The organism is Streptomyces sp. NPDC059443, assembly GCF_042750105.1.
In the GTDB taxonomy this organism is placed as follows: domain Bacteria; phylum Actinomycetota; class Actinomycetes; order Streptomycetales; family Streptomycetaceae; genus Streptomyces.
The window spans coordinates 49,128-75,235 of sequence record NZ_JBHYVM010000039.1; the positions used below are offsets into that span (position 1 = coordinate 49,128).

The 26,108-nt window shown below is 68.3% G+C and carries 18 protein-coding genes; 9 read left to right on the plus strand and 9 right to left on the minus strand.

Annotation, left to right across the window (positions count from 1 at the left end; genetic code table 11):
• Positions 1-37 precede the first annotated feature (37 nt).
• Entirely contained in the window at positions 38-1,030 is a 993-nt protein-coding gene (rfbB, locus tag ACFXDJ_RS30305) for a dTDP-glucose 4,6-dehydratase (RefSeq protein WP_384651647.1), read from the minus strand.
• A 49-nt stretch (positions 1,031-1,079) separates the two neighbouring features.
• Between rfbB and rfbA the strand changes: the two genes are divergently transcribed.
• Complete coding sequence (gene rfbA / locus ACFXDJ_RS30310; RefSeq protein WP_384651645.1) at positions 1,080-1,955, plus strand: glucose-1-phosphate thymidylyltransferase RfbA; 876 nt, start codon at positions 1,080-1,082, stop codon at positions 1,953-1,955.
• Complete coding sequence (gene rfbC / locus ACFXDJ_RS30315) at positions 1,952-2,551, plus strand: dTDP-4-dehydrorhamnose 3,5-epimerase (RefSeq protein ID WP_384651643.1); 600 nt, start codon at positions 1,952-1,954, stop codon at positions 2,549-2,551. Before rfbA ends, rfbC begins: the two co-directional genes overlap by 4 nt.
• A 107-nt stretch (positions 2,552-2,658) precedes the next feature.
• Here the strand turns inward: rfbC and tuf are convergent, their stop codons facing one another.
• The 4 genes from tuf to rpsL all read right to left on the minus strand — a co-directional run bounded on the left by tuf (position 2,659) and on the right by rpsL (position 7,015).
• Positions 2,659-3,852: an elongation factor Tu gene (tuf, locus tag ACFXDJ_RS30320; protein WP_266912806.1), complete on the minus strand. Its 1,194-nt coding sequence runs from the start codon at positions 3,850-3,852 to the stop codon at positions 2,659-2,661.
• A gap of 149 nt (positions 3,853-4,001) precedes the next feature.
• Entirely contained in the window at positions 4,002-6,131 is a 2,130-nt protein-coding gene (gene fusA / locus ACFXDJ_RS30325; RefSeq protein ID WP_384651641.1) for an elongation factor G, read from the minus strand.
• A gap of 39 nt (positions 6,132-6,170) precedes the next feature.
• Entirely contained in the window at positions 6,171-6,641 is a 471-nt protein-coding gene (rpsG, locus tag ACFXDJ_RS30330) for a 30S ribosomal protein S7 (RefSeq protein ID WP_266626462.1), read from the minus strand.
• A 2-nt stretch (positions 6,642-6,643) separates the two neighbouring features.
• Entirely contained in the window at positions 6,644-7,015 is a 372-nt protein-coding gene (gene rpsL / locus ACFXDJ_RS30335; RefSeq protein WP_007265893.1) for a 30S ribosomal protein S12, read from the minus strand.
• A 548-nt stretch (positions 7,016-7,563) separates the two neighbouring features.
• Here rpsL and ACFXDJ_RS30340 point away from each other — a divergent pair.
• From ACFXDJ_RS30340 to ACFXDJ_RS30370, 7 genes are all read left to right on the plus strand, one after another.
• Positions 7,564-10,107, plus strand: a complete 2,544-nt coding sequence (locus ACFXDJ_RS30340; RefSeq protein ID WP_384850917.1) for a YfhO family protein — start codon at positions 7,564-7,566, stop codon at positions 10,105-10,107.
• Between the two features lie 84 nt (positions 10,108-10,191).
• Positions 10,192-10,914 (plus strand): Crp/Fnr family transcriptional regulator, encoded by a 723-nt coding sequence (locus tag ACFXDJ_RS30345; RefSeq protein ID WP_384651638.1) that lies wholly within the window; start codon positions 10,192-10,194, stop codon positions 10,912-10,914.
• Between the two features lie 113 nt (positions 10,915-11,027).
• Positions 11,028-11,780 (plus strand): hypothetical protein, encoded by a 753-nt coding sequence (locus ACFXDJ_RS30350; protein WP_384651636.1) that lies wholly within the window; start codon positions 11,028-11,030, stop codon positions 11,778-11,780.
• Positions 11,777-13,948 carry a hypothetical protein gene (locus tag ACFXDJ_RS30355; RefSeq protein ID WP_384651634.1) on the plus strand — a complete coding sequence of 724 codons (2,172 nt, stop codon included), beginning with the start codon at positions 11,777-11,779 and terminating at the stop codon, positions 13,946-13,948. The genes ACFXDJ_RS30350 and ACFXDJ_RS30355 overlap by 4 nt, the downstream gene beginning before the upstream one ends.
• A gap of 19 nt (positions 13,949-13,967) precedes the next feature.
• Entirely contained in the window at positions 13,968-15,197 is a 1,230-nt protein-coding gene (locus tag ACFXDJ_RS30360; protein ID WP_384651632.1) for a hypothetical protein, read from the plus strand.
• Entirely contained in the window at positions 15,194-15,688 is a 495-nt protein-coding gene (locus ACFXDJ_RS30365) for a Pycsar system effector family protein (RefSeq protein ID WP_384651630.1), read from the plus strand. Before ACFXDJ_RS30360 ends, ACFXDJ_RS30365 begins: the two co-directional genes overlap by 4 nt.
• A 22-nt stretch (positions 15,689-15,710) precedes the next feature.
• On the plus strand, positions 15,711-16,907 hold the full coding sequence (locus ACFXDJ_RS30370; protein ID WP_384651628.1) for a M48 family metalloprotease: 1,197 nt from the start codon (positions 15,711-15,713) through the stop codon (positions 16,905-16,907).
• 60 nt (positions 16,908-16,967) lie between these two features.
• Here the strand turns inward: ACFXDJ_RS30370 and ACFXDJ_RS30375 are convergent, their stop codons facing one another.
• The 4 genes from ACFXDJ_RS30375 to rplJ form a co-directional block, all read right to left on the minus strand.
• Entirely contained in the window at positions 16,968-20,867 is a 3,900-nt protein-coding gene (locus ACFXDJ_RS30375; RefSeq protein WP_384651626.1) for a DNA-directed RNA polymerase subunit beta', read from the minus strand.
• Positions 20,868-20,964: 97 nt separating this feature from the next.
• Positions 20,965-24,447 (minus strand): DNA-directed RNA polymerase subunit beta, encoded by a 3,483-nt coding sequence (gene rpoB / locus ACFXDJ_RS30380; protein ID WP_384651624.1) that lies wholly within the window; start codon positions 24,445-24,447, stop codon positions 20,965-20,967.
• A gap of 610 nt (positions 24,448-25,057) precedes the next feature.
• Positions 25,058-25,438: a 50S ribosomal protein L7/L12 gene (rplL, locus tag ACFXDJ_RS30385; protein ID WP_384651622.1), complete on the minus strand. Its 381-nt coding sequence runs from the start codon at positions 25,436-25,438 to the stop codon at positions 25,058-25,060.
• Between the two features lie 110 nt (positions 25,439-25,548).
• Positions 25,549-26,079, minus strand: coding sequence for a 50S ribosomal protein L10 (rplJ, locus tag ACFXDJ_RS30390; RefSeq protein WP_254387398.1), 531 nt, complete (start codon positions 26,077-26,079; stop codon positions 25,549-25,551).
• Positions 26,080-26,108 lie beyond the last annotated feature (29 nt).

The following is a 26,108-nucleotide window of genomic DNA, read 5'->3' on the forward strand; positions in this document are numbered from 1 at the left end:
ACGACGCTTGCTTCCGCGCCGGTTGCTTCCACGGCGTTCACTTGCGCAGCTCCGCCTTCGCCTTCAGCGGCTCCCACCAGGCGCGGTTCTCCCGGTACCAGTCCACTGTCGCCGCGATCCCCTCCTCGAAGGTGACCCGCGGCGCGTACCCCAGCTCGGAGCCGATCTTGCCGATGTCGATGGAGTAGCGGAGGTCGTGCCCCTTGCGGTCCTCGACCCGCTCGACCATGTCCCAGCCCAGGCCCGAGGCCTCCAGCAGGACACCGGTGAGCTCCTTGTTGGTGAGCTCGACTCCCCCGCCGATGTTGTAGACCTCGCCGGCGCGGCCCCCGCGCATGACCAGGTCGATGCCGCGGCAGTGGTCCGAGACGTGCAGCCAGTCGCGCACGTTGCCGCCGTCTCCGTACAGCGGGACCTTCCTGCCGTCCATCAGGTTCGAGACGAACAGCGGGATGACCTTCTCCGGGAACTGGTGGTGCCCGTAGTTGTTGGAGCAGCGCGTGACGACCACGTCCATGCCGTGGGTACGTGCGTACGCCAGGGCCAGCAGGTCGGAGGAGGCCTTCGAGGCGGAGTACGGGGAGTTGGGCGCCAGCGGCCACTCCTCGGTCCAGGAGCCCTCGGAGATCGAGCCGTACACCTCGTCGGTGGAGATGTGGACGAAGCGGCCGACTCCGTGCTTGCGGGCGGCGTCCAGGAGGACCTGGGTGCCCACGACGTTGGTCATCACGAAGGGGCCCGCACCGGCGATCGAGCGGTCCACATGGGACTCGGCGGCGAAGTGAACGACGACGTCGTGGCCCGCCATCACCTGGTCGACCGCCCGCGCGTCGCAGATGTCGCCCCTGACGAAGGCGTATCCGGGGTGACCGGCGACCGGCGCCAGATTGGCCTCGACGCCCGAGTAGGTCAGCTTGTCGAAGACCGTGATCCGCGCGGCCCCCGCCCCCAACTGCTGCGTCGCGTCTAACTGCTGCCTGACGAATTCCGAGCCTATGAAACCGGCACCGCCGGTTACGAGGATGCGCATAATCCGAAGAGTAGCCGCCTGTCGAACGCCTCTCGCATAAGTTCTCCTCATGCGAGGAATCCTCTTAGCCGGCGGTACCGGGTCCCGACTCTGGCCGCTCACCCGGGCAGTGTCGAAGCAGCTGCTGCCCGTCTTCGACAAGCCGATGATCTACTACCCGCTCTCCACGCTGGTCATGGCCGGGATCAGCGAGATCCTCGTCGTCACCACCCCGGACGACCGCGACCAGTTCGAGCGGCTGCTCGGCGACGGCTCGCAGTTCGGTCTCCGGCTCGAATACGCCGTCCAGGAACGCCCCGAGGGCATCGCCCAGGCCTTCGTGCTCGGTGCCGAGTTCATCGGCGACGACTCCGTCGCGCTGATCCTCGGCGACAACATCTTCCACGGCAGCGGGCTCGGCACCCGCCTGGCCGAGCACACCGAGGCCAAGGGCGGCCGGGTCTTCGCGTACCCGGTGGCGGACCCCTCGGCGTACGGGGTGGTCGAGTTCGACGCCACGGGGCAGGTCGTCTCCATAGAGGAGAAACCGTCCAGCCCCAAGTCCCGCTACGCCGTGCCGGGCCTCTACTTCTACGACAACCAGGTCGTGGAGATAGCCCGGGGGCTGAAACCCAGCGTCCGCGGCGAGCTGGAGATCACCGCCGTCAACGATGCCTACCTCCAGGCCGGCGAGCTGCACGTCACCATCCTCGACCGCGGCACCGCCTGGCTGGACACCGGCACCTTCGTCGCGATGGTCCAGGCCTCGGAATTCGTACGCGTGATAGAGGAACGGCAGGGCTTCAAGATCGGCTGCATCGAGGAGGCCGCCTGGCGCGCGGGCCTGATCGGCTCCGCGCAGCTGCGCGCGCTGGCCGAGCCGCTCACCAAGAGCGGTTACGGGGACTACCTGCTGGGCCTGCTCGAAGAGGAGGCGACCCGGTGAAGTTCCGCGAGCTCGACATCCGGGGCGCCTACGAGATCGTCCCCCAGCAGCACGGCGATCCGCGCGGCATGTTCATGGAGTGGTACCGCTTCGACCGCCTCGCCGAGGTCGTCGGACACCCGCTGAACCTGGCGCAGGCCAACCTCTCGGTCTCCCAGCGCGGTGTGGTGCGCGGCATCCACTTCGCCGACGTCCCGCGCGGCCAGGCCAAGTACGTCACCTGCGTGCGCGGCGCCGTGCTCGACGTGGTCGTTGACCTGCGGGTCGGCTCTCCGACCTTCGGCCGCTGGGAAGGCGTCCGGCTGGACGACGTGGACCGCCGAGCGGTCTACCTACCCGAGGGCCTCGGCCACGGCTTCTGCGCGCTGAGCGACGACGCCACGCTCTCCTACCTCTGCTCGCAGACGTACAACCCCGCGGCCGAACACGCGGTCCACCCGCTCGACCCCGGCCTGGGCATCGACTGGCCGGCGGAGGTCCCGCTGCTGTCCGCCCGCGACGAGGCGGCCCCCTCGCTGGCCGAGGCGGTCGCGTCCGGGCTGCTCCCCCGCTACGAGGCCTGTCTGGAGTTCACGGATTCCCTGCGGTCGCCGTAGCGCCGCGTACGACGAAGGGCCCCTCCCCCGTCGCGTGAACGACGGGGAAGGGGCCCTCCTGTCAAACTCGGCGCCCGCTCGCGCGGGCTACCAGGTCAGAACACGAATTACTTCGTGATCTTGGTGACCTGGCCGGCGCCCACGGTACGACCACCCTCACGGATGGCGAACTTCAGGCCCTCCTCCATGGCGACCGGCTGGATCAGCGCGACCGTCATCTCGGTGTTGTCGCCCGGCATGACCATCTCCGTGCCGGCCGGCAGGGTGACGACACCCGTGACGTCCGTGGTACGGAAGTAGAACTGCGGACGGTAGTTGTTGAAGAAGGGGGTGTGACGGCCACCCTCGTCCTTCGACAGGATGTAGGCCTGGGCCTCGAACTCGGTGTGCGGCGTGACCGAACCCGGCTTGATGATGACCTGGCCGCGCTCGACGTCCTCGCGCTTGATGCCACGGAGGAGCAGACCGACGTTCTCGCCCGCCTGGCCCTCGTCGAGCAGCTTGCGGAACATCTCGATACCGGTGACCGTGGTGGTGGTCTTGGTCTCCTTGATACCGATGATGTCGACGGTCTCGTTGACCTTCAGGACACCACGCTCGATACGGCCGGTGACGACGGTACCGCGACCGGTGATCGTGAAGACGTCCTCGACGGGCATGAGGAACGGCAGCTCGGTGTCACGCGGCGGGGTCGGGATCGCCTCGTCGACGGCAGCCATGAGGCCGAGAAGCTTCTCGCCCCACTCCTTGTCGCCCTCGAGCGCCTTCAGCGCGGAGACGCGGACGACCGGAAGGTCGTCGCCCGGGAACTCGTAGTCGGAGAGGAGCTCACGAACCTCGAGCTCGACGAGCTCCAGGATCTCCTCGTCGTCCACCATGTCGGCCTTGTTCAGGGCGACGACGATGTACGGAACGCCGACCTGGCGGGCCAGGAGCACGTGCTCCTTGGTCTGCGGCATCGGGCCGTCGGTGGCGGCGACGACGAGGATCGCACCGTCCATCTGCGCGGCACCGGTGATCATGTTCTTGATGTAGTCCGCGTGACCCGGGCAGTCGACGTGGGCGTAGTGACGCGCCTCGGTCTGGTACTCGACGTGCGCGATGGAGATGGTGATACCGCGCTGGCGCTCCTCAGGAGCCTTGTCGATCTGGTCGAAGGCCGAGGCCTCGTTCAGGTCCGGGTACGCGTCGTGCAGCACCTTGGTAATGGCGGCCGTGAGGGTCGTCTTACCGTGGTCAATGTGACCGATGGTGCCGATGTTGACGTGCGGCTTAGTCCGCTCGAACTTCGCCTTCGCCACGGGGTCCTCCTGGAGAGTGGTTCTGTACGCCTTACTCATCGGCGCCAGGTGATCTTTGCTGGAAAGCCGGTTCCCCCGGGGCAACGGGAGGGTTACTCCTGTTGCCCCAGAGGCTCCGGTGACAAGCCTAAAGCGTGTACTCGGAAGAGTTACTCGCCCTTGGCCTTCGCGATGATCTCCTCAGCGACGTTCCGGGGAACCTCGGCGTAGGAGTCGAACTGCATCGAGTAGCTGGCGCGACCCGAGGTCTTGCTGCGGAGGTCTCCGACGTAGCCGAACATCTCCGAGAGGGGCACGAGGCCCTTCACGAGGCGCGCACCGTGACGCTCCTCCATGGCCTGGATCTGGCCACGGCGGGAGTTGATGTCACCGATGACGTCACCCATGGACTCCTCCGGCGTGGTGACCTCGACGGCCATCATCGGCTCGAGGAGCACGGGAGAAGCCTTGCGCGCGGCCTCCTTGAAGGCCTGCGAACCGGCGATCTTGAAGGCGAGCTCGGAGGAGTCGACCTCGTGGTAGCCACCGTCGAGAAGAATGACGCGAACGCCGGTCATCTCGTAGCCGGCCAGGATGCCGAACTTCATGGCTTCCTGCGCACCGGCGTCGACCGAGGGGATGTACTCCCTCGGGATGCGGCCACCGGTGACCTTGTTCACGAACTCGTACGCCGGGCCGTCCGACTCGGTGATCGGCTCGATCGCGATCTGCACCTTGGCGAACTGACCGGTACCACCGGTCTGCTTCTTGTGGGTGTAGTCGTGACGCTCCACCGTCTGGCGGATCGTCTCGCGGTACGCGACCTGCGGCTTGCCGACGTTGGCCTCGACCTTGAACTCGCGCTTCATACGGTCGACCAGCACCTCGAGGTGCAGCTCGCCCATACCACCGAGGATGGTCTGGCCGGTCTCTTCGTCCGAGTGAACGTGGAAGGAGGGGTCCTCCTCCGCGAGAGACTGGATGGCGACACCCAGCTTCTCCTGGTCACCCTTGGACTTGGGCTCGATGGCGACCTGGATGACCGGAGCCGGGAAGTCCATGGACTCCAGGATCACGGGTGCCTTGTCGTCACACAGCGTCTCACCGGTGGTGGTCTGCTTCAGGCCCATGACGGCGACGATGTCACCGGCGCCCACCGCTTCGATCTCTTCACGCTTGTTGGCGTGCATGCGGTAGATCTTGCCGATGCGCTCCTTCTTGCCCTTGACGGAGTTCAGCACCGCAGTGCCGGCCTCCAGGCGGCCCGAGTAAACCCGGACGAAGGTGAGCTTGCCGAGGTGCGGGTCGCGCATGATCTTGAACGCGAGCGCCGCGAGGGGCTCGTCGTCCGAGGGCTTGCGCTTCACGACGACCTCGGCGTCCTTGACGTCGTGGCCTTCGATGGCCTCGACGTCCAGGGGCGACGGGAGGTAGCGGACGACGGCGTCGAGCAGGGGCTGAACGCCCTTGTTCTTGAACGCCGTGCCACAGAACACCGCGGTGACGGTGGCGCCACTCTCACCCTTGGAACCGATGATGATGCGACGCACAGCGGCGTGCAGCTGCTCGACGGTGGGCTCGACGCCCTCCAGGAACAGCTCCATGATCTGGTCGTCGTTCTCGGCGACCGTCTCGACCAGCTTGGCGTGCCACTCTTCAGCGGCTTCCTTGTGGGTGTCCGGGATGTCGACGATGTCGTACATCTCGCCCTTGGTCGCCTCGGCGGACCAGACGAACGCCTTCATGGTGACCAGGTCGACAACGCCCTGGAAGTCCATCTCGGCACCGATGGGGAGCTGCATGACGATCGGAACCGCACCGAGGCGGTCCTTGATCATCTCGACGCAGCGGTGGAACTCGGCGCCGGTGCGGTCCAGCTTGTTGACGAAGCAGATGCGCGGCACGCCGTAGCGGTCCGCCTGACGCCAGACGGTCTCGGACTGCGGCTCAACGCCGGCCACACCGTCGAAGACGGTGACGGCGCCGTCGAGGACGCGGAGCGAACGCTCCACCTCGACGGTGAAGTCGACGTGACCCGGGGTGTCGATGATGTTGATGGTGTGGTCAACATCTTCGAGCGGCCAGTGGCAGGTCGTAGCGGCAGACGTGATGGTGATACCACGCTCCTGCTCCTGCTCCATCCAGTCCATCGTGGCAGCGCCGTCGTGGACCTCACCGATCTTGTACGACACACCGGTGTAGAACAGGATGCGCTCGGTGGTGGTCGTCTTGCCCGCGTCGATGTGGGCCATGATCCCGATGTTGCGGACCTTGGCCAGGTCAAGCGAAGTGGTAGCCATAAGGCTTCGGTCTTCTCTCGGTCTCGATGTGGGGTGGGACTACCAGCGGTAGTGCGCGAAGGCCTTGTTGGACTCGGCCATCTTGTGCGTGTCCTCACGCTTCTTGACGGCCGCACCGAGGCCGTTCGAGGCGTCGAGGAGCTCGTTCATGAGGCGCTCGGTCATGGTCTTCTCGCGACGGGCGCGGGAGTAACCCACGATCCAGCGGAGCGACAGGGTCGAGGCACGACCCGGCTTGACCTCGATCGGCACCTGGTAGGTGGCGCCACCGACACGGCGGGACTTGACCTCAAGCGACGGCTTGACGTTCTCCAGCGCGCGCTTCAGCGTGATGACCGGGTCAGCGCCGGTCTTCTCGCGGAGGCCTTCCATGGCGCCGTAAACGATGCGCTCGGCGGTGGAGCGCTTGCCGTTCAGGAGGATCTTGTTGATGAGCGACGTCACCAGGGGAGATGCGTAGACCGGGTCGATGATGACCGGGCGCTTCGGGGCGGGGCCCTTACGAGGCATTTCTACTTCTCCTTCTTGGCGCCGTAGCGGCTGCGGGCCTGCTTGCGGTTCTTGACAGCCTGGGTGTCAAGCGCACCGCGGATGATCTTGTAACGAACACCCGGCAGGTCCTTCACACGGCCACCACGCACGAGCACGATGGAGTGCTCCTGCAGGTTGTGTCCCTCACCCGGAATGTAAGCGGTGACCTCGATGCCGGAGGTCAGACGCACGCGCGCGACCTTACGGAGCGCCGAGTTCGGCTTCTTCGGGGTGGTCGTGAACACACGCGTGCAGACACCGCGACGCTGGGGCGAGGCCTCAAGCGCGGGGGTCTTTGTCTTCTCGACCTTGTCCTGCCGGCCCTTACGGACCAGCTGCTGGATCGTAGGCACTACTTCTCCGGTTTCTGTGTGCCGTGTAGTGAAGCTAACCTGGAACATTTGCCGACCCACGCGGTCGGGTGTGTCGGATCCGGCGGACCTCCACGCAAGCGTGGAAACGCATGAATCGCGGTGGCCGATACGGCTCAAGTGCGGTTGGTGGACACGCACAGGAGCCCAGGCACACCCCAGGCACAAGGTCTGAGCGTACCTACCGCATCCACTCCGGTCAAAACAAAAGCCCCTGGCCCCGAACGCCGAAGGGCCCACCGGCCAGTCGCCACACGGCCGAGACCCCTGTGTGGCCCCTCCGATGTGCGGTCGTGGTGCGCATGTGCTAAGAGCCGCCGGGCGCCGCGTTACGCGGCTTCGCGCGCCGGCCACCGCCGGGGGCTTCGAACACCCGGTCCGAGCCCCCCAGCGCGAGCGCCGCGCACCCCCGGCGCGCACTCCCCGCCCCGCGCCGGTCCGGGCGGGCCCGGCCCCTCCGGGGCCCTACGCTGCCCAGCAATTCGTCCCAAAGCACACGACGGGACACCATCGCACCAGGGAGCGGGACATTGGGGACGGCCACCACCCAGCCGACGACCACCGACGGTCCACCAGACCTCCTCGACGGCCCGCCCGGCGGCTCACCCAGCGGCCCGCCCGGTGGCGCGCCCGACGCCGCGCCCCGCCCCCCGGCCGCCCGCGGCCGCCGGATCCTGCGGCGGCTCGGCGCCCCCCTGCTGGCCTTCCTCATCGCCGCGGGCGCCCTGACCGCCTCCTGGGCGGCCCGGCGCACGTACCCCTTCGGCCCCACCGGCCGCGCCATCAACGACCAGGCCAACCAGTACGTGCCCTTCCACCAGGCCCTGTGGGACCTGGTGCACGGCCAGGCGGCCGGCGACCTCCTCTTCACCTGGCGCGGCGGCTTCGGCGAACCGTTCCTGTCCGAGTACTACACCTACCTCGGCAACCCCTTCTCCTGGCTGACCGTCCTGGTCCCCCGCGACCGGGTCGACCTCGCCGTCTTCGCGATCACCCCCCTCACGATGGGCGCCGCCGCCGCCCTGATGGCCGGCTACCTCGGCAGGCTGCACTCCGGCCCCTGGTGGCAGCGGGGCGTCCTCGGAGCCGTGTACGGGCTGTGCGGCTGGGCGCTCAGCGACGCCTCGTACATCCCCATGTGGCTGTGGGGCCTGGCCGCGCTCCCCCTCCTCGGCACCGCCGTGGAGTGGTGCCTGGAGGAACGCCGCTGGCCCGGCGCGGCCCTGCTGGTGGCGCTCGCCTGGTTCGGGAACTTCTACACGGCGATGATGGCCACGATGGCCGCCTGCGTGCTGCTCGCCATCCGCCTGACCGTCCTCGACCTGACCGGCGCGCAGCGGCTGCGCGCCCTGGGACGGGCCGCGACCGCCGCCGCCACGGGCATCCTGCTCACCCTGCCGCTGCTACTGCCGTCGTTCCTGTCCAGCGGGGCCGCGCAGCCGACCGGGGCGGGCGCGTTCGATCCGGTGCGGATCGACGTGTTCCTGGCGGGCATGCTCCCCGCCACCCACCTGTGGGGCGGCCGGCCCCGGCTGTACGTGGCCTCGCTCGGGCTGATCCTCGCCGGGTCCTTCCTCCTCAACAAGGCCGTCGCCAAGAAGACCCGCCTGGTGTGGGCGGCGGCGACGGTGCTGGTGGCGGCCTCCTTCCAGTTCCCGCCCACCCAGTACGCGTGGCACGGCCTGGCGGTGCCCAACGGCAACCCCTACCGCGAGGCCTTCGTCTTCAGCGGGATGGTCGTGATCGTCGGCTGGCTCTCGCTGGCCGCCCGGCCGCGCCCCCCGCACCTGGTGCTGAGCGCCGGCCTGCTGGTCGCCGCCACCTTCCTGCTCAGCGGCACCGACGACTTCGGCGGCGCCACCTGGGCCGCCGTCCTCGGCGGCGGAGCGGTGTCCCTGCTGGCCCTGGTCCTGCTGGCGCTGGGCGAGAAGCACCGGGTACTGGTCCCGCTGGCCGCCGTCCTGATGGTCGGCGTGGTCTTCGCCGAGTCCGCGGCCGCCGCCGCCAACGCCGACGCCCGCCGGGCCCGCGAGCGCTGGGCGACGCCCGCGGTCACCTCCAGCCCGTCGATCACCCACCGCTTCGAAGCCGCCCGGGGCGTGCACGGCTGGCCCGCGTACCGGACCGACTCGGGCTCCCCGCAGAGCTCGTACAACGACGCGCTCGCGCTGCGGACGGAAGGCCCGCAGTACTACAGCAGCTACCTGCCCGAAGCCACGTACAAGGCCCTCGAACCCCTCGGCTTCGGCTACAAGAACGACGGCCGGACCTTCTTCGGCGACGACAACCCCGTCCTCGACGCCATCTTCTCGATCGGCGCCCGGGTCCGCCCCGGAACCGCTCCGGGCACCTGGACCGGCTCCCGGTTCCCCGCCCCGCCCCTGGTCACCGTCCGCAGCGCCCCCTACTCCTCCCCCAACCCGGCGGGCAGCGTCTACGCCCGCCAGGAGAACCTGCTCGGGGCCACCGTCTACCGGGTCCCGCCGGTCACCCGCGGCGGCACCGCCACCGAGCGGACGTACGCCGCCCGGTGCGCCCCCGGCTCCGAGGCCTTCTGGTACTCCCCCGGGCTCTACGGCACCGTCACCTCCGGCGGGGTGGAGAAGCGGCTGGCGGGCCGGACCGCCGGCGTGCTGCCGCTCGGCGAGATCCCCGCGAACGGCAGGGGCGACTTCACCGTGAAGACCCGCACCCGCTCCCGCGGCGCCGACGCCGGCCGCCACCCCGTCGGCTGCCTCGACCGGGCCGAGCTCGCCCGTGCCGTCGCCCGGCTGACCGCCACGGGGGCCACGAAGGTCACCGCGGGCGGCCACACCATCGAGGCCACCCTCCCGGAGGGCGCCTCCGGCACCGCCGTCTTCGCGATGACCGACGTCCCCGGCTGGCGCTGCACGGCCCCGGTGAAGCCCTTCCACGGCCTGGTCTCCATGGACATCCCCACCGGCACCACCCGCCTCTCCTGCACCTTCACCCCGAAGGGCCTCACCCCGGGCCTGGCCGCCGCCACCCTCGCCCTCCTAGCCCTGGCCTCGACCACGGTGACGGGCCTGCGTCGCCGCCGACGCGCTGTGTGATCAAGCACTGCGATTCCTGTATTTACGGAGTTGCGGGAACCCGGTTGTCAGTACATTGACCGCCCTGATGACCGGGGGGCTCACATGGATCTGGCAAACCTCCCGGGTGACGGAGGGCTGGACGACCGCGTCCCCTTCCTCGCCCGGCTCGAAAGCGACGACGGCACGGCGTTACGCTCGCTCGGCCGCGAGCTGACCTTCGCACCCCGGGCTCCCCTGATCCGACAGCACGAACCCGCCACCCATGTCCTGCTGATCCTGCACGGCTGGACCAAGGTGACCGCCTCCGCCGCCAACGGCTACCAGGCTCTGCTCGCCCTTCGCGGCCCCGGCGACATCGTCGGAGAGTCCGCCGCCCTGACCGGGCGCCCCCGCTCCGCCACCGTGACCGCGCTCGAACCCGTGCGCGCCGTGGCCGTCGAGCACGAGCGCTTCCGGGAGTTCCTGAGGCACTGGCCCGCCGCGGCCCTGCAGCTGCTCGCCCTCACCTCCGACCGCACCCGGGCCGCGGACCGTCGACGCCTGGAGTTCGCCTCCCTCAGCGTGCGCGAACGGCTCGCCGTGCTGCTCCTGGACCTGGCCCACACCCACGGCCGGCGCACCGACGGGGGCGTAGAGCTGGCCGTCCCGCTGACCAAACAAGAGCTCGCCGGGGCAGTCGGCGCCTCCCGCGAGATGGTCCAGCGGCAGCTCAAGGACCTCCGCGACCGCGGGGTGGTCCATACGGGCCGCCGCGCGCTGGTGATCGTACGACCGGATGTCCTGCGCCGGATCGCGTACGCGCAACCGTCGGCTCCCACGGCCTGACCCTCCCCCCTCAGTGCACGGCGTCACACTCCGGGTGCGTCAACCGACCTCACGGCGCGGCGCCCGCCTGCCCCACTCTCTTGTCACCAGCCGGGAAAAAGCGAGAGGCGATCATGACCGTTCCACTCCCCCGCACCATCTTCATGACCGACACGGAGCGGTTCAGCCACCGCGACGACGTCCAGCAGGCGTACCTGCGCCGGATGCTCAACGGCATCGTCGACCGCACCCTGGAGGCAGCCGGCATCGACCGGACACAGCGGCTGCGCGCCGACCGCGGGGACTCGATCATGGAGCTGATCGACCCCCACGCCCCGCTCACCGCGCTGTTGCGCGCCCTCATCACCGAGGTGCCCGCCCAGCTGCGGGCGGTGAACCGGATGGCGGCCAGTTCGGCGCAGATCCGGCTGCGGGCGGTCCTGGCCACCGGATACGTGGCCATCGACGAGTACGACGGGTGGGTCGGCACCGACCTCAACGAGACCTGCCGCCTGCTCGACGGCGCCGTACTGCGGGCCGCACTGCGCGAGCGGACGGACGACTACGCCCTCTGCGTCTCCCCTCAGGTGTACGCGGGCATCGTGCGCCACAACCACATGGGCATACCGGCCGAGGAATTCACCGAGATCGCCGTGGACAGCAAGAACGGCCGCCTGAACGCATGGCTGTACGGCCCCCTGCCGCAAGGGACGCCCGCCCCGGAGCCCGAGGGGATCCCGCACTCCGGACCGGGGGCGGCTCCCGAAGCCCGATCCGCCGCGGTACAGCCGACGTTCCGCTTCGAGGGCCCGGTGACCGGCGGGGTCTTCGGCGGCACGAACCACGGCGTCGCGGGCAACGTCCACTGGGGCGGTGACCACCGGTGACGGCCACCACCCCGGAAGCTCCGGCGGCCGCTCCGGCCACGCCGGGGCCGGCTGACCCCGGAGCACCCCAGCCGGACAGCGCCGGCGAGGAGACCCAGGGCGCCCCCCAGGAACCCGAACAGCCGCAGAACGCCTGGGCCGCCCGGGAGGATCTGCGCCGCCATGTCCCCCCGAGCATGGACATCGAGGGCGGCGCCCACGGTGGAGTCTTCGGCGGCACCAACTTCGGCGTCGCGGGCGACGTCCACCACCACTACAGCCTGGGCTGGGGCGGTGCCGCCACCTCCACCTCCGGCGAGATACCACGGCAGCGGCTGGAGCGGCTGGCAGACGGGTTCGTGTCCGAGGGCACCTCCTTCGACGCCCTGCTCGACCGGCTGCGCGAAGAGCGAGTGCTGGTCCTCACCGGACGGCACACCACCGGCCGCCGCGCCGCCGCCTCCATGCTGGTGCACAAGCTCGGCGCAGACTCGGTGCACGCCCTGGAACGCGACTGCTCCCCCGCCGACCTGGTCCGCACGATCAGCCGCCTCGACGAGGAGTCCGCCGGCGACGGCGCCACCGGCCTGCGGGGATACGTACTGTCCGATCTCGTCACCCGCCGCGACCGCCCGCTGTCCGAAGCCCACGTCCTTGCCCTGCGCTCCCAGCTGGGTTCCAACGGAGCCCTGGTGATCACCACCGATCAGGACGCCTACCTGGAGGACCACCTGCCGGTGCACGAATGGGAACCGCCCACCGCCGAAATGATCCTCAACGCCCGGCTGACCCGGCTCGTGGGCGAGGACGCCACCGGCCGACTGCTCGCCCTGCCCGCTGTGAACGAGTTCCTCCTCCGCGGCCACCACCTCCACGAGACCCTCGGCCTCGTACCCGTCCTCCTACGGCAGGCACTGCACGACCCCGCCGCCGAACCGCAGCTGCTCGGGTACTCCCTCACCTCTCTGGAACGCCAGGTTCAGCAATGGCTGGAGGAGGACGAAAGCACCCTGCACTTACGCGACAAGGCCTTCCTGCTGGCCCTCGCCGCCTTCGACGGATCCCCGTACGCCCTGACCGCGGAACTCGGCGACCTCCTCTACGGCCACTTGCAGCGCACCGAGCACCCGGGGCTGCACCCGGTCATCCCCGTCTTCGGCACCAACGTCCGCAAACGCCTCCAGTTGGCCCGCGCCCTGCGCTATCCCGAGGACGAGCAAACTGAATGGGGCCCGGTCACCCAGCTCAAGGCCCGCTTCCAGGACGACCGCACCGCGCATGTCCTGTTGCGCGAGGTGTGGACCGGACACCCCTCCGCCCGGCCCGCGCTGATCGGCTGGCTGCTCCAGCTCTCCGACGACGGCCGGCCGCTGGTCCGCACCCGAGCCGCCTCCACGGCCGCGCTGCTCGCGCGTGACGACCTTCCCTCGGCGCTGGCCCTGATCATCGAACCGTGGGCGCACTCGGACCGGGCCCGGCGCCGGCTCAGCGCCGTCAACGCGCTCGCGCTGGCACACATCATCGGGACTCCGAACATCCCCCGCATCATCGACGGCTGGTGCACGGACGACGAACACCCCGAGCTGTGCTGGGCCGCCATCCGCGTGCACGGGCTGATCGGACCGGAACGCCCCGCGGAGACCCTGGCCGCGCTGCGCGCCTCCTACCGCCGACAGCTGCTCCTGGACGATTCGCCCCTGCTCGACGAGCTCGGTCAGGCCGTTGCGCTGCTCCTGCACTCCGGCTCCCGTGATCAGGTGCTGGCTGAGCTCCGCGCCCATGCCGACGCCGACCCCGTCGCCCTCGATCTGGCGCTACGGGGCTTCCTCGACGCCTGTGAGCACTCGGCGGACGGGATCCCGTACGGGCGGCCCCTGGTCCTGGACTGGTATGCGCGATCCTCCGTCGCCCGTTCTCCCGCCGCCCCTGCGATCGCCGCCCTCTGGCGCGCCGTACTGGCCGACCCCGAACGCACTCCGATGGCACTCGACGTCCTTCACGACTGGCTCGTGGCCGCCGAATCCGACACCGACACCGAGTGGGCGCTGGCCTCGCTGCTCCCCGCTCTGGTCACGACCCCCGAGGAGTACCACCGCCTGTCCCACCTGCTGCGCGAGCGGCCTGCCGCCGACGGCTCACCGCCGCCCCCGGTCGGCCGCCGCCTGGTGACCGTACTGCCGTCCCCCTGATCCGAGGAGAAACCGCACGATGTCCGAATTCCGGCGCCGACCCGACTGGGAGCAGCATGCCGATCGGCACACCACGCTGATCGATCCCGTCCTCACCGTCCACCAGCTCGGCGGTCTGCTGGGCGGCGGGTCCTTCCGCAGGCTGCAGACCCGTATCGTCCACGCCCTCGTCTTCTCTACCTCCAAGGGCGGATACGTCGCCTATCCGCCGCCGCAGCGGCCCGGCTCCACCCGGGGCTACACCGCGGTGTACGAGGTGGACATGGGCGTCCATCCGCTCACGGCGGAGCTCAGGCTGCCCAGCGACAACGACGCCTACGAGTTCGAGGCCGTCCTCGACATCGCCTGGCAGGTGGTCGACCCCGCGCTCTTCGTCAGCAGCCAGCACCGCGATGTACCCCGCCTGCTCCTGGGCGAACTGGAGCGGGCCGCTCGGCCCGTCGCCCGCGGCTTCGCCATCGCCGACAGCGCCGCGGCGGAGTCCGAGCTGCTGAGCGCCCTGCCTCCGTCCGGCAGCCTCGGGCGAGTGGCCGGCATCAGCGCGGCCTGGTCCATCTCACTGCGGCGCGACCAGGACAACATCGAACACCAGCGGCGCATGCAGGCGATTGCTCACGCGAGCAGGGAAGGGACCTACGCCGAGCAGGTCGCCATGGAGTACGACGCCCAGCTCGACCAGCGGGTACGCGCGCAGGACACCCTTGCCGCAGGACGGGCCCTCGCCTACGGCGTCCAGCAACACGAGCTCGCCATCCAGACGAGCCGTCAGCAGGCGGAGCTCCAGCGCGTGGACGCCGAGAAGATCGAGTTCTACGCGTGGCACCTTCAGCAGGGCGGGGTACACCAGTGGGCCCTCCACCTCGCCCAGCACCCGGAGGACTCCCAGCTGGTCATACGCACGATGCGGGAGGACCAGCTCCAGAAGATCCGCGACGAGATGGATCTGGTGGCCCGGGTCCTCGGCGGCACCGACGCACGCAGCCACGAGATGGAGGAACCGAAGAGGCTCGCGCTGAGCTACCTGAAGGACATGCTCAACCAGCGACTCCCGGGCGTCCCGCAGGATCCGCGGCAGCAACCCGGGCTTCCTCCGGGCGACACCCCCCTGCCCGGGCCCGCCGGGCAGCAGCCCGGTCCCCACGTGCCTCCGCCTGCCTTCCCGGGCTGGCAGCCTCCGGCCGGATACGGGCAGGCCCCCATGGCTCCCGAGCCGGAACCGGCCGACGAAGACCCAGGAAGCCCGCGGTGACCGCTCCCGACGAGGCGGCCGTCAGGCTGCTGGCCGATCTGCGGAGCGAGATCGCCCGGGCCGACAGCAAGGCCTCCGTCCTGGTCGGAGCCCTCGGGATAACAGCCGGGCTGATCACCGCCCTGCTCGCGGGCAGGCGCTGGCAGCCCGGCTCGCTCTCCGCGTTCGGAACCGTCGTCTGGTGGGCCGGTGCGGCATCGCTCGCGCTCGCCCTGCCCGCGCTGCTACTGGCCGTTCTGCCCAGGTACGGGGCCACCGCGTGGCAGCCCGGCCGGCCGCTCACCTACTTCGGGGACATCCGCTCGGCGGACCGTCGGGGGCTGCTCGCCGAGGCCCTCGCGGACACCGAACGGGACCCCTCCGGGTTCCTCATGGCGGCACTGGCCGAGAACAGCCGGATCGCCGCCCGCAAGCACCAGTGGATCAGGACCGGCCTGCTGGCCTTCTGCACCGGCGCGGTACTGCTTCCCGCTTCCCTGCTCCTCGGCTGAGGCCCAGACCCGAAGGACCGTCATGACCCAGGCACCAGATCCGCGGTACCCCGAGTACCCGCAGCAGGCTGCTCCTCCGCATGCTCAGCCTCCGCAGCCCTCGTACCCGCATGCGCAAGCGCCGTATCCGGCCACCCCGCAGTACCCCCAGGCCCAGGCCCAGGCCCAGCCCCCGTACCCCCAGCCCGCGCACCCTCAGCCGCCCGCCCCTCCCCGGCCGGTCCAGGCTCCGCTGATACCGGCGCAGCGGACCGACGACCTGACGTACCAGAACGCCCCCGGCACCCGGGTCCACTACCGCGCTCAGCAGCGCTCCGCCGACGCCACCGCCTTCGGCCGGCTCGCCCTGCTCGTCCCCGGATTCCTGATGAGCCTGATCGTGGTCCTCCTGCTCTCCATGCTCCTGGAGGCCCTGACCGGGCTGCCGTACTGGGTACCCGCCATCCTCTGGATCGGCTCGGGCGCCCTCGCCTTCCACCGGCCCAGCGAGGGCTTCTTCGCCCGGTACCTGCTCGGCTTCAAGCGGCCTCTGCAGCACGAGCTCGACCTGCTCGATCCGATCTGGCGCGAGGTCACGGCACGCGGCGAGGTCGACGGCAGTCAGTACGAGCTGTGGATCGAAGAGAGCGACGACCTCAACGCCTACGCGGCAGCCGGTCACATCGTCGGAGTCACCCGCAACGCCCTGGAGAACCTGCCCACGGCCCAGCTGGCAGCCGTACTCGCCCACGAGCTCGGACACCACACCGGCGGACACGCCTGGGCCGGCCTGCTCGGCTGGTGGTACGGGTTGCCTGGGCGGCTCGCCTGGCTGGGCATCACGAGGGTGACCGTGCTCCTGATCCGCTTCGCCAGCTTCTTCTCCTACCTGGCTGCGGGCATCCTGATCACCGTCATCGGCCTGGTCACGATCCTTACGGTTACGGCGACGTACGGGCTCCCGCTGCTCCTGGTCGTCATGCCGTACCTAATGGCCGCAGTGGGGCGGCGTGCCGAACTACGAGCCGACGGGCATGCGGCCGCGCTGGGCTTCGGACCGGCTCTCGCTCAGATGCTGACCGACGTGATGAACGAAGAGGAGCAGGCCAAGCGGGAGCTGGCCGCCGAGGCCGGGAGCGCGTTCTCCGAGCCCGGGCCCATGTCCCGCCTGCTGTCCACCCATCCCGATTACCGGACCCGGCTGCACCATCTCCGGCCCTACCTCGCACCGGCCCGCTGAAACGCCGCAGGGCGGCCACCCTCTCGGGTGACCGCCCTGCGGTTGCTGCTCTTGTCCGACTTAGCCGTTGTACGGGCCGTAGTCGTAGTCCTCCAGCGGGACAGCCTGGCCGGAGCCGGTGCCGAAGGGCGAGTAGTCGATGTCGTCGTAGCCGACGGCCGAGTACATCGCGGCCTTGGCTTCCTCGGTCGGCTCGACCCGGATGTTGCGGTAGCGGGCGAGGCCCGTACCGGCCGGGATGAGCTTACCGATGATGACGTTCTCCTTGAGGCCGATCAGGGAGTCGGACTTGGCGTTGATCGCCGCGTCCGTCAGAACCCTGGTCGTCTCCTGGAAGGACGCCGCCGACAGCCAGGACTCGGTCGCGAGCGAGGCCTTGGTGATACCCATCAGCTGCGGACGGCCGGAGGCGGGGTGACCGCCCTCGGTGACCACACGACGGTTCTCGGTCTCGAACTTCGACCGCTCGACGAGCTCGCCCGGCAGGAGCTCCGCGTCGCCGGACTCGATGATCGTCACGCGGCGGAGCATCTGCCGGATGATGATCTCGATGTGCTTGTCGTGGATCGACACGCCCTGCGAGTTGTAGACCTTCTGGACTTCGCCGACCAGGTGGACCTGGACCGCACGCTGGCCGAGGATGCGCAGCACGTCGTGCGGGTTGGTCGCACCCATGGTGAGCTTCTGGCCGACCTCGACGTGGTCACCCTCGCTGACGATGACCTTGGCGCGCTTGGAGATCGGGAAGGGCGTCTCCTCGCTGCCGTCGTCGGGCGTGATGACGATCTTCTTCGTCTTCTCGGTCTCCTCGATCCGCACGCGGCCGGCGGCCTCGGAGATCGGGGCGACACCCTTCGGGGTACGGGCCTCGAAGAGCTCGACGACACGCGGCAGACCCTGCGTGATGTCGTCACCGGCCACACCACCGGTGTGGAAGGTACGCATCGTCAGCTGGGTACCGGGCTCACCGATGGACTGGGCGGCGATGATGCCGACCGCCTCACCGATGTCGACCAGCTTGCCGGTGGCGAGCGAGCGTCCGTAGCAGAAGGCACAGGTGCCGACCGCGGACTCACAGGTCAGGACCGAGCGGGTCTTGACCTCCTCGACGCCGTTCGCGATGAGGGCGTCGATGAGCACGTCACCGAGGTCCACGTTGGCCGGCGCGATGACCTTGCCGTCGATGACGACGTCCTCGGCCAGCATGCGGGCGTAGATGGAGGTCTCGACGTCGTCGGCCTTGCGCAGAACGCCGGTCTCGTCCTTGACACCGATCTTCAGCTTCAGGCCGCGCTCGGTACCGCAGTCCTCCTCGCGGATGATCACGTCCTGCGAGACGTCCACCAGACGACGGGTCAGGTAACCCGAGTCGGCGGTACGCAGGGCGGTGTCCGCCAGACCCTTACGGGCACCGTGCGTGGAGATGAAGTACTCCAGAACGGTGAGGCCCTCACGGAAGGACGCCTTGATCGGACGCGGGATGGTCTCGTTCTTCGCGTTCGACACCAGACCACGCATACCGGCGATCTGTCGCATCTGCATCATGTTTCCTCGGGCACCCGAGTCAACCATCATGAAGATGGGGTTCGTCTTGGGGAAGTTCGCGTTCATCGCCTCGGCAACCTCGTTGGTCGCCTTGGTCCAGATCGCGATGAGCTCCTGCGTGCGCTCGTCCTTGGTGATCAGACCGCGCTCGTACTGCTTCTGGACCTTCTCGTCCATCGCCTCGTAGCCCGCGACGATGGCCTTCTTGGCCTCGGGCACGACGACGTCGGAGATGGCCACGGTGACGCCCGAACGGGTCGCCCAGTGGAAGCCGGCCGCCTTCAGGTTGTCGAGCGTCGCCGCCACGATGACCTTGGGGTAGCGCTCGGCCAGGTCGTTGACGATCTCGGAGAGCTGCTTCTTGCCCACCGAGTAGTCGACGAACGGGTAGTCCTCGGGCAGCAGCTCGTTGAAGAGCGCGCGGCCCAGGGTCGTGCGCAGCCGGAAGCTGTCGCCCGGCTGGAACTCCTGCTCGCCCTCTTCGGCGACCGGGGCCACCCAGCCGCGCGGCGGGATGGTGCCCACCGGGAAGCGGATGTCGACGGCCGACTGGAGCGCCAGCTCACCGTTGTCGAACGCCATGGTCGCCTCGGCGGTCGAGCCGAACGCGCGGCCCTCGCCCTTGACGTCACGGAGCTCGCCGTCGGTGGTCAGGAAGAACAGACCCAGCACCATGTCCTGGGTCGGCATGGTGACGGGACGACCGTCTGCCGGCTTCAGGATGTTGTTCGAGGACAGCATCAGGATGCGGGCCTCGGCCTGCGCCTCTGCCGAAAGCGGCAGGTGCACGGCCATCTGGTCACCGTCGAAGTCCGCGTTGAACGCGGTGCAGACGAGCGGGTGGATCTGGATGGCCTTGCCTTCGACCAGCTGGGGCTCGAAGGCCTGGATGCCGAGGCGGTGCAGCGTGGGCGCACGGTTCAGGAGAACCGGGTGCTCGGCGATGACCTCTTCGAGCACGTCGTAGACGACCGTGCGGCCGCGCTCGACCATGCGCTTCGCCGACTTGATGTTCTGCGCGTGGTTCAGGTCGACCAGGCGCTTCATCACGAACGGCTTGAAGAGCTCCAGCGCCATGGCCTTGGGCAGACCACACTGGTGCAGCTTCAGCTGCGGGCCGACGACGATCACGGAACGCGCGGAGTAGTCCACGCGCTTGCCGAGGAGGTTCTGACGGAATCGACCCTGCTTGCCCTTGAGCATGTCGCTCAGGGACTTCAGCGGACGGTTACCGGGACCGGTCACCGGACGACCACGACGACCGTTGTCGAAGAGGGCGTCCACGGCCTCCTGAAGCATGCGCTTCTCGTTGTTCACGATGATCTCGGGGGCACCGAGGTCGAGGAGACGCTTCAGACGGTTGTTGCGGTTGATCACGCGGCGGTACAGGTCGTTCAGGTCGGAGGTCGCGAAGCGGCCACCGTCCAGCTGCACCATCGGACGCAGGTCCGGCGGGATGACCGGGACGCAGTCCAGAACCATGCCCTTGGGCTTGTTGCTGGTCTGCAGGAACGCGGAGACGACCTTGAGGCGCTTGAGCGCACGGGTCTTCTTCTGGCCCTTGCCGGTACGGATGATCTCGCGGAGGCGCTCGGCCTCTTCGTCGAGGTCGAAGGACTCCAGACGCTTCTGGAGCGCCGCGGCGCCCATGCAGCCGTCGAAGTACGTACCGAAGCGGTCGCGCAGCTCGCGGTAGAGCAGCTCGTCGCCCTCAAGGTCCTGGACCTTGAGGTTCTTGAAGCGCGCCCAGACCTCGTCGAGACGGTCGATCTCGCGCTGAGCGCGGTCACGGAGCTGCTTCATCTCGCGCTCGGCACCTTCGCGCACCTTGCGGCGTACGTCGGCCTTCGCGCCCTCGGCCTCAAGCTCGGCCAGGTCGGTCTCGAGCTTCTTGGCACGGCCTTCGAGGTCCGCGTCGCGGCGGTTCTCGATCTGCTGGCGCTCGATGGAGACGTGCGCCTCCAGGGACGGGAGGTCGCGGGTGCGGCGCTCGTCGTCCACGAACGTGATCATGTACGCGGCGAAGTAGATGACCTTTTCGAGGTCCTTCGGCGCGAGGTCCAGCAGGTAGCCAAGGCGCGACGGGACGCCCTTGAAGTACCAGATGTGGGTGACGGGAGCGGCAAGCTCGATGTGGCCCATCCGCTCGCGGCGCACCTTGGCGCGCGTGACTTCGACGCCACAACGCTCACAGATGATGCCCTTGAAGCGGACACGCTTGTACTTGCCGCAGTAGCACTCCCAGTCCCGGGTCGGACCGAAGATCTTCTCGCAGAAGAGTCCGTCCTTCTCGGGCTTGAGCGTGCGGTAGTTGATGGTCTCCGGCTTCTTGACCTCGCCGTGGGACCAGGTTCGGATGTCGTCCGCGGTGGCAAGGCCGATCCGCAGCTCGTCGAAGAAGTTGACGTCGAGCACTGTGCGTCAATCCCTCTTTCGGGGTCGAGTCTCAATCATGGTCTGAACGGTCCCGGGGATGACGGGGGGCTCTTGAGCGAGCCCCCCGTCAGGCCCGTCAGACCTCTTCGACGCTGCTCGGCTCGCGCCGGGACAGGTCGATACCGAGCTCCTCCGCCGCGCGGAAGACGTCCTCGTCGGTGTCGCGCATCTCGATGGACATGCCGTCCGAGGACAGCACCTCCACGTTGAGGCAGAGCGACTGCATTTCCTTGATGAGCACCTTGAAGGACTCGGGAATGCCCGGCTCGGGGATGTTCTCGCCCTTGACGATGGCCTCGTAGACCTTCACGCGGCCGGTTACGTCATCGGACTTGATGGTCAGGAGCTCCTGGAGGGCGTAAGCGGCGCCATAAGCCTCGAGCGCCCACACCTCCATCTCACCGAAGCGCTGGCCACCGAACTGCGCCTTACCACCCAGCGGCTGCTGCGTGATCATCGAGTACGGACCGGTCGACCGCGCGTGGAGCTTGTCGTCGACCAGGTGGTGCAGCTTGAGGATGTACATGTAGCCGATGGAGACCGGCTCCGGGAACGGCTCGCCGGAGCGGCCGTCGAACAGGTGCGCCTTACCGGTCGGAAGGACCAGGCGGTCCCCGTCGCGGTTCGGGATGGTGTGCTCGAAGAGGCCGGCGAGTTCGTCCTCGCGGGCACCGTCGAACACCGGGGTGGCGACGTTGGTACCGGGCTCGACGCGGTCGGCGCCGATGACCTTCAGTCGCTCGGCCCACTCCTCGGCGACACCGGAGACGTCCCAGCCGCGGCTGGCGAGCCAGCCGAGGTGGATCTCCAGGACCTGTCCCGGGTTCATTCGGGACGGGACACCGAGGGGGTTCAGGATGATGTCGACCGGCGTGCCGTCTTCAAGGAAGGGCATGTCCTCGATCGGAAGGATCTTGGAGATGACACCCTTGTTGCCGTGGCGGCCGGCGAGCTTGTCACCGTCGGTGATCTTGCGCTTCTGGGCGACGTAGACGCGGACCAGCTGGTTCACGCCCGGGGGAAGCTCGTCGCCCTCTTCGCGGTCGAAGACGCGGACGCCGATGACCTTGCCGATCTCACCGTGAGGAACCTTGAGCGAGGTGTCACGCACCTCGCGGGCCTTCTCACCGAAGATCGCGCGGAGCAGACGCTCTTCCGGGGTCAGCTCGGTCTCGCCCTTGGGCGTGACCTTTCCGACCAGGATGTCGCCGGCGACCACGTCCGCACCGATGCGGATGATGCCGCGCTCGTCGAGGTCCGCGAGGACCTCCTCGGAGACGTTCGGGATGTCCCGGGTGATCTCCTCGGGGCCCAGCTTGGTGTCACGGGCGTCGACCTCGTGCTCCTCGATGTGGATCGAGGAGAGGACGTCGTCCTGTACGAGGCGCTGCGACAGGATGATCGCGTCCTCGTAGTTGTGACCTTCCCAGGGCATGAACGCGACGAGCAGGTTCTTGCCGAGGGCCATTTCGCCCTCTTCGGTCGCGGGACCGTCGGCGAGGACCTGGGACTCGATGATCCGGTCACCCTCGTTGACGATGACCTTCTGGTTGACCGAGGTGCCCTGGTTCGAGCGGGAGAACTTCGCGACGCGGTACGTGGTGTACGTGCCGTCGTCGTTGGCGACGGTGATGTAGTCGGCCGAGACCTCCTGGACGACACCGTCCTTCTCCGCACGGATCGAGTCACCGGCGTCGACCGCACAGCGGTACTCCATGCCGGTGCCGACGAGCGGCGCCTCCGCCTTGATGAGCGGAACGGCCTGGCGCATCATGTTCGCGCCCATGAGGGCACGGTTGGCGTCGTCGTGCTCCAGGAAGGGGATCATCGCGGTCGCGACGGACACCATCTGGCGCGGGGAGACGTCCATGTAGTCGACGTCGTCGCCGGCGATGTAGTCGATCTCGCCGCCACGACGGCGGACCAGCACGCGGTTCTCGGTGAAGCGCATGTCGTCGGACAGGCCGGCGTTGGCCTGGGCGATGACGAAGCGGTCTTCCTCGTCGGCGGTCAGGTAGTCGACGTCGTCCGTGACGACACCGTCGATGACCTTGCGGTACGGGGTCTCGACGAAGCCGAACGCGTTGACGCGACCGTAGGAGGCGAGCGAGCCGATCAGACCGATGTTCGGGCCTTCAGGGGTCTCGATCGGGCACATGCGGCCGTAGTGCGACGGGTGAACGTCTCGGACCTCGAAGCCGGCCCGCTCACGGGACAGACCACCCGGGCCGAGCGCCGACAGACGGCGCTTGTGGGTGAGACCCGACAGCGGGTTGTTCTGGTCCATGAACTGCGACAGCTGGCTGGTGCCGAAGAACTCCTTGATGGAGGCGACGACCGGCCGGATGTTGATCAGGGTCTGCGGCGTGATCGCCTCGACGTCCTGGGTCGTCATCCGCTCGCGGACGACGCGCTCCATACGAGCCAGACCCGTACGGACCTGGTTCTGGATGAGCTCGCCGACGTTGCGCAGACGACGGTTGCCGAAGTGGTCGATGTCGTCGGTCTCGACGACGATCGAACGACCCGACTCACCGATGGTCTCGGTCTCACCGGCGTGCAGCTTGACCAGGTACTTGATGGTCGCGATGACGTCGTCGGTGGTGAGCACGCCGGCGTCCAGCGGCTCGTCCGCGCCGAGCTTCTTGTTCACCTTGTAGCGGCCGACCTTCGCGAGGTCGTAGCGCTTCGGGTTGAAGTAGAGGTTCTCGAGCAGCGTCTGAGCGGCCTCGCGGGTCGGCGGTTCGCCCGGACGCAGCTTGCGGTAGATGTCGAGCAGCGCGTCGTCCTGGCCCTGGGTGTGGTCCTTCTCCAGGGTGGCGCGCATGGACTCGTACTCGCCGAACTCCTCGAGGATCTGCTCGGTGGTCCAGCCGAGAGCCTTCAGGAGGACGGTGACGGACTGCTTGCGCTTGCGGTCGATGCGAACGCCGACCATGTCGCGCTTGTCGATCTCCATCTCCAGCCAGGCACCCCGGGACGGGATGATCTTGGCCGCGAAGATGTCCTTGTCGGACGTCTTGTCGATGGAGGAGTCGAAGTAGACACCGGGGGAACGGACGAGCTGCGACACCACGACACGCTCGGTGCCGTTGATGACGAAGGTGCCCTTGTTGGTCATGAGCGGGAAATCGCCCATGAAGACCGTCTGAGACTTGATCTCTCCGGTCTCGTTGTTCGTGAACTCGGCGGTGACGAAAAGCGGCGCCGCGAACGTGAAGTCGCGGTCCTTGCACTCGTCGACCGAGTTCTTCGCCGGCTCGAAACGGTGGTCGCGGAACGTCAGCGACATCGACCCGGAGAAGTCCTCGATCGGCGAGATCTCCTCGAAGATCTCTTCCAGACCGGACTTGGTGGGAACGTCCTGTCCGCTCTCAAGCGCCGACTCGACGCGAGACTTCCAGGCGGCGTTGCCGAGCAGCCAGTCAAAGCTCTCGGTCTGCAGCGCCAGGAGGTTCGGAACCTCGAGGGGCTCCTTGATCTTTGCAAAGGAGATGCGCAGCGGGGCGGTGCTGGCACCGTTGTTCGTATTGGTCGAGGCGTTGCGCGAGGCGGCCAAGAGGGGGTCCTTCCGAGGGCTCGGACTCACTACGCGCGTACCGGTCCCAGCTGACACAGAAGACAAGCGCCCCCCATCTGGTCAAAAGGACCAGCTCAGGGCCGTTCAATCAAGTGTGCTCATGCGTGGGCATGCCCCTGGCGACGGGCAGGGGGCAGCTAACAGGCAGCGCAAAGGGTCAGTGTAGCCACTCGGCTCACTGATGTCCAGACCAGGTTTCCGGAAACCGGCAACAGGCCTTCCCCATGTCGTTTAAACGGACCAACCCTGCGTCCTACGGTGTGCTCCACGCCGTGGCTCTCGCACACGGAGCGCGTAACAGTACTGCCCTCTTCGTAGTCAATCCATGCCCGATGCGGGCGAGATCCATGCCTCGGATCTCGGATCGAACGAGCCCATCTCGCGACGGGTCTGAGAATTGCGCGCCGCGTCCCGTTCGTCAAGGCCCCCTGCTCCGTGCGGATCATCTCAGGACCCTGCCGAGGAGCAACGATGATCACCCTACTCCCCAACGAGACGGGGGCAAATCAGGCACTCCGGGTACGCCAAAGGGCGACCACCCTTACGGGTGATCGCCCTTTGATTGGGGCCCAGAAGGGTCCCAGAGGTGTTACTTGACGGTCACAGACGCGCCGGCAGCCTTGAGGGACTCGGCAGCCTTGTCAGCGGCCTCCTTGGCGACCTTCTCGAGGATCGGCTTCGGGGCGCCGTCAACGAGGTCCTTGGCCTCCTTGAGGCCCAGGGAGGTGAGCTCGCGCACGACCTTGATGACCTGGATCTTCTTGTCGCCGGCACCCTCGAGGATGACGTCGAACTCGTCCTGCTCCTCAGCGGCCTCGGCGGCGACCGGGGCACCCGGACCGGCAACGGCGACGGCCGCGGCGGCGGTGACGTCGAACTTGTCCTCGAACGCCTTAACGAACTCGGAGAGCTCGATGAGGGTCATCTCCTCGAACTGGGCGAGGAGGTCGTCCTGAGAGAGCTTCGCCATGATGGGCGATCCTTCCACTAAATCGGCAGGTGCCGGATGTATAGAGAGGCGGGCGTAACGGCCCGCTGCGACCCGCGCACTAGGCGGCGCGGATCAATGCGCGAGCCGAATTACTCGGCACCGCCCTGCTCGGCGAGCTTGACGCGAAGCGCTTCCGCAGTGCGGACGAACTTCGACGGCAGCGCCTGGAAGAGCGAGGCAGCCTGAGACTGCTTGCCCTTGAACGCGCCGGCCAGCTTGCTGAGCAGAACCTCGCGGGACTCGAGGTCCGCAAGCTTCTTGATGTCATCGGCGGAGAGCGCCTTACCATCAAGGACACCCGCCTTGATGATCAGGTTGGGGTTTTCCTTGGCGAAGTCACGCAGGCTCTTCGCCGACTCCACCGGGTCACCGGTGATGAAGGCGACCGCGGTGGGACCAGCGAAGTGCTCGTCCAGCGCGGTGATCCCGGCCTGGTTGGCCGCAATCTTGGTCAGCGTGTTCTTCACCACGGCGTACTGGGCGTTCTCACCGAGGGAACGACGCAGCGTCTTGAGCTGCGCGACGGTGAGACCCCGGTACTCGGTCAGCACGGCGGCGTTCGAGCTCTGGAACGCGTCCGTGAGCTCGGCTACCGCGGCAGCCTTGTTGGGCGTCGGCATAGTGCGTCGGCCTCCTTCCGGGTGATGAG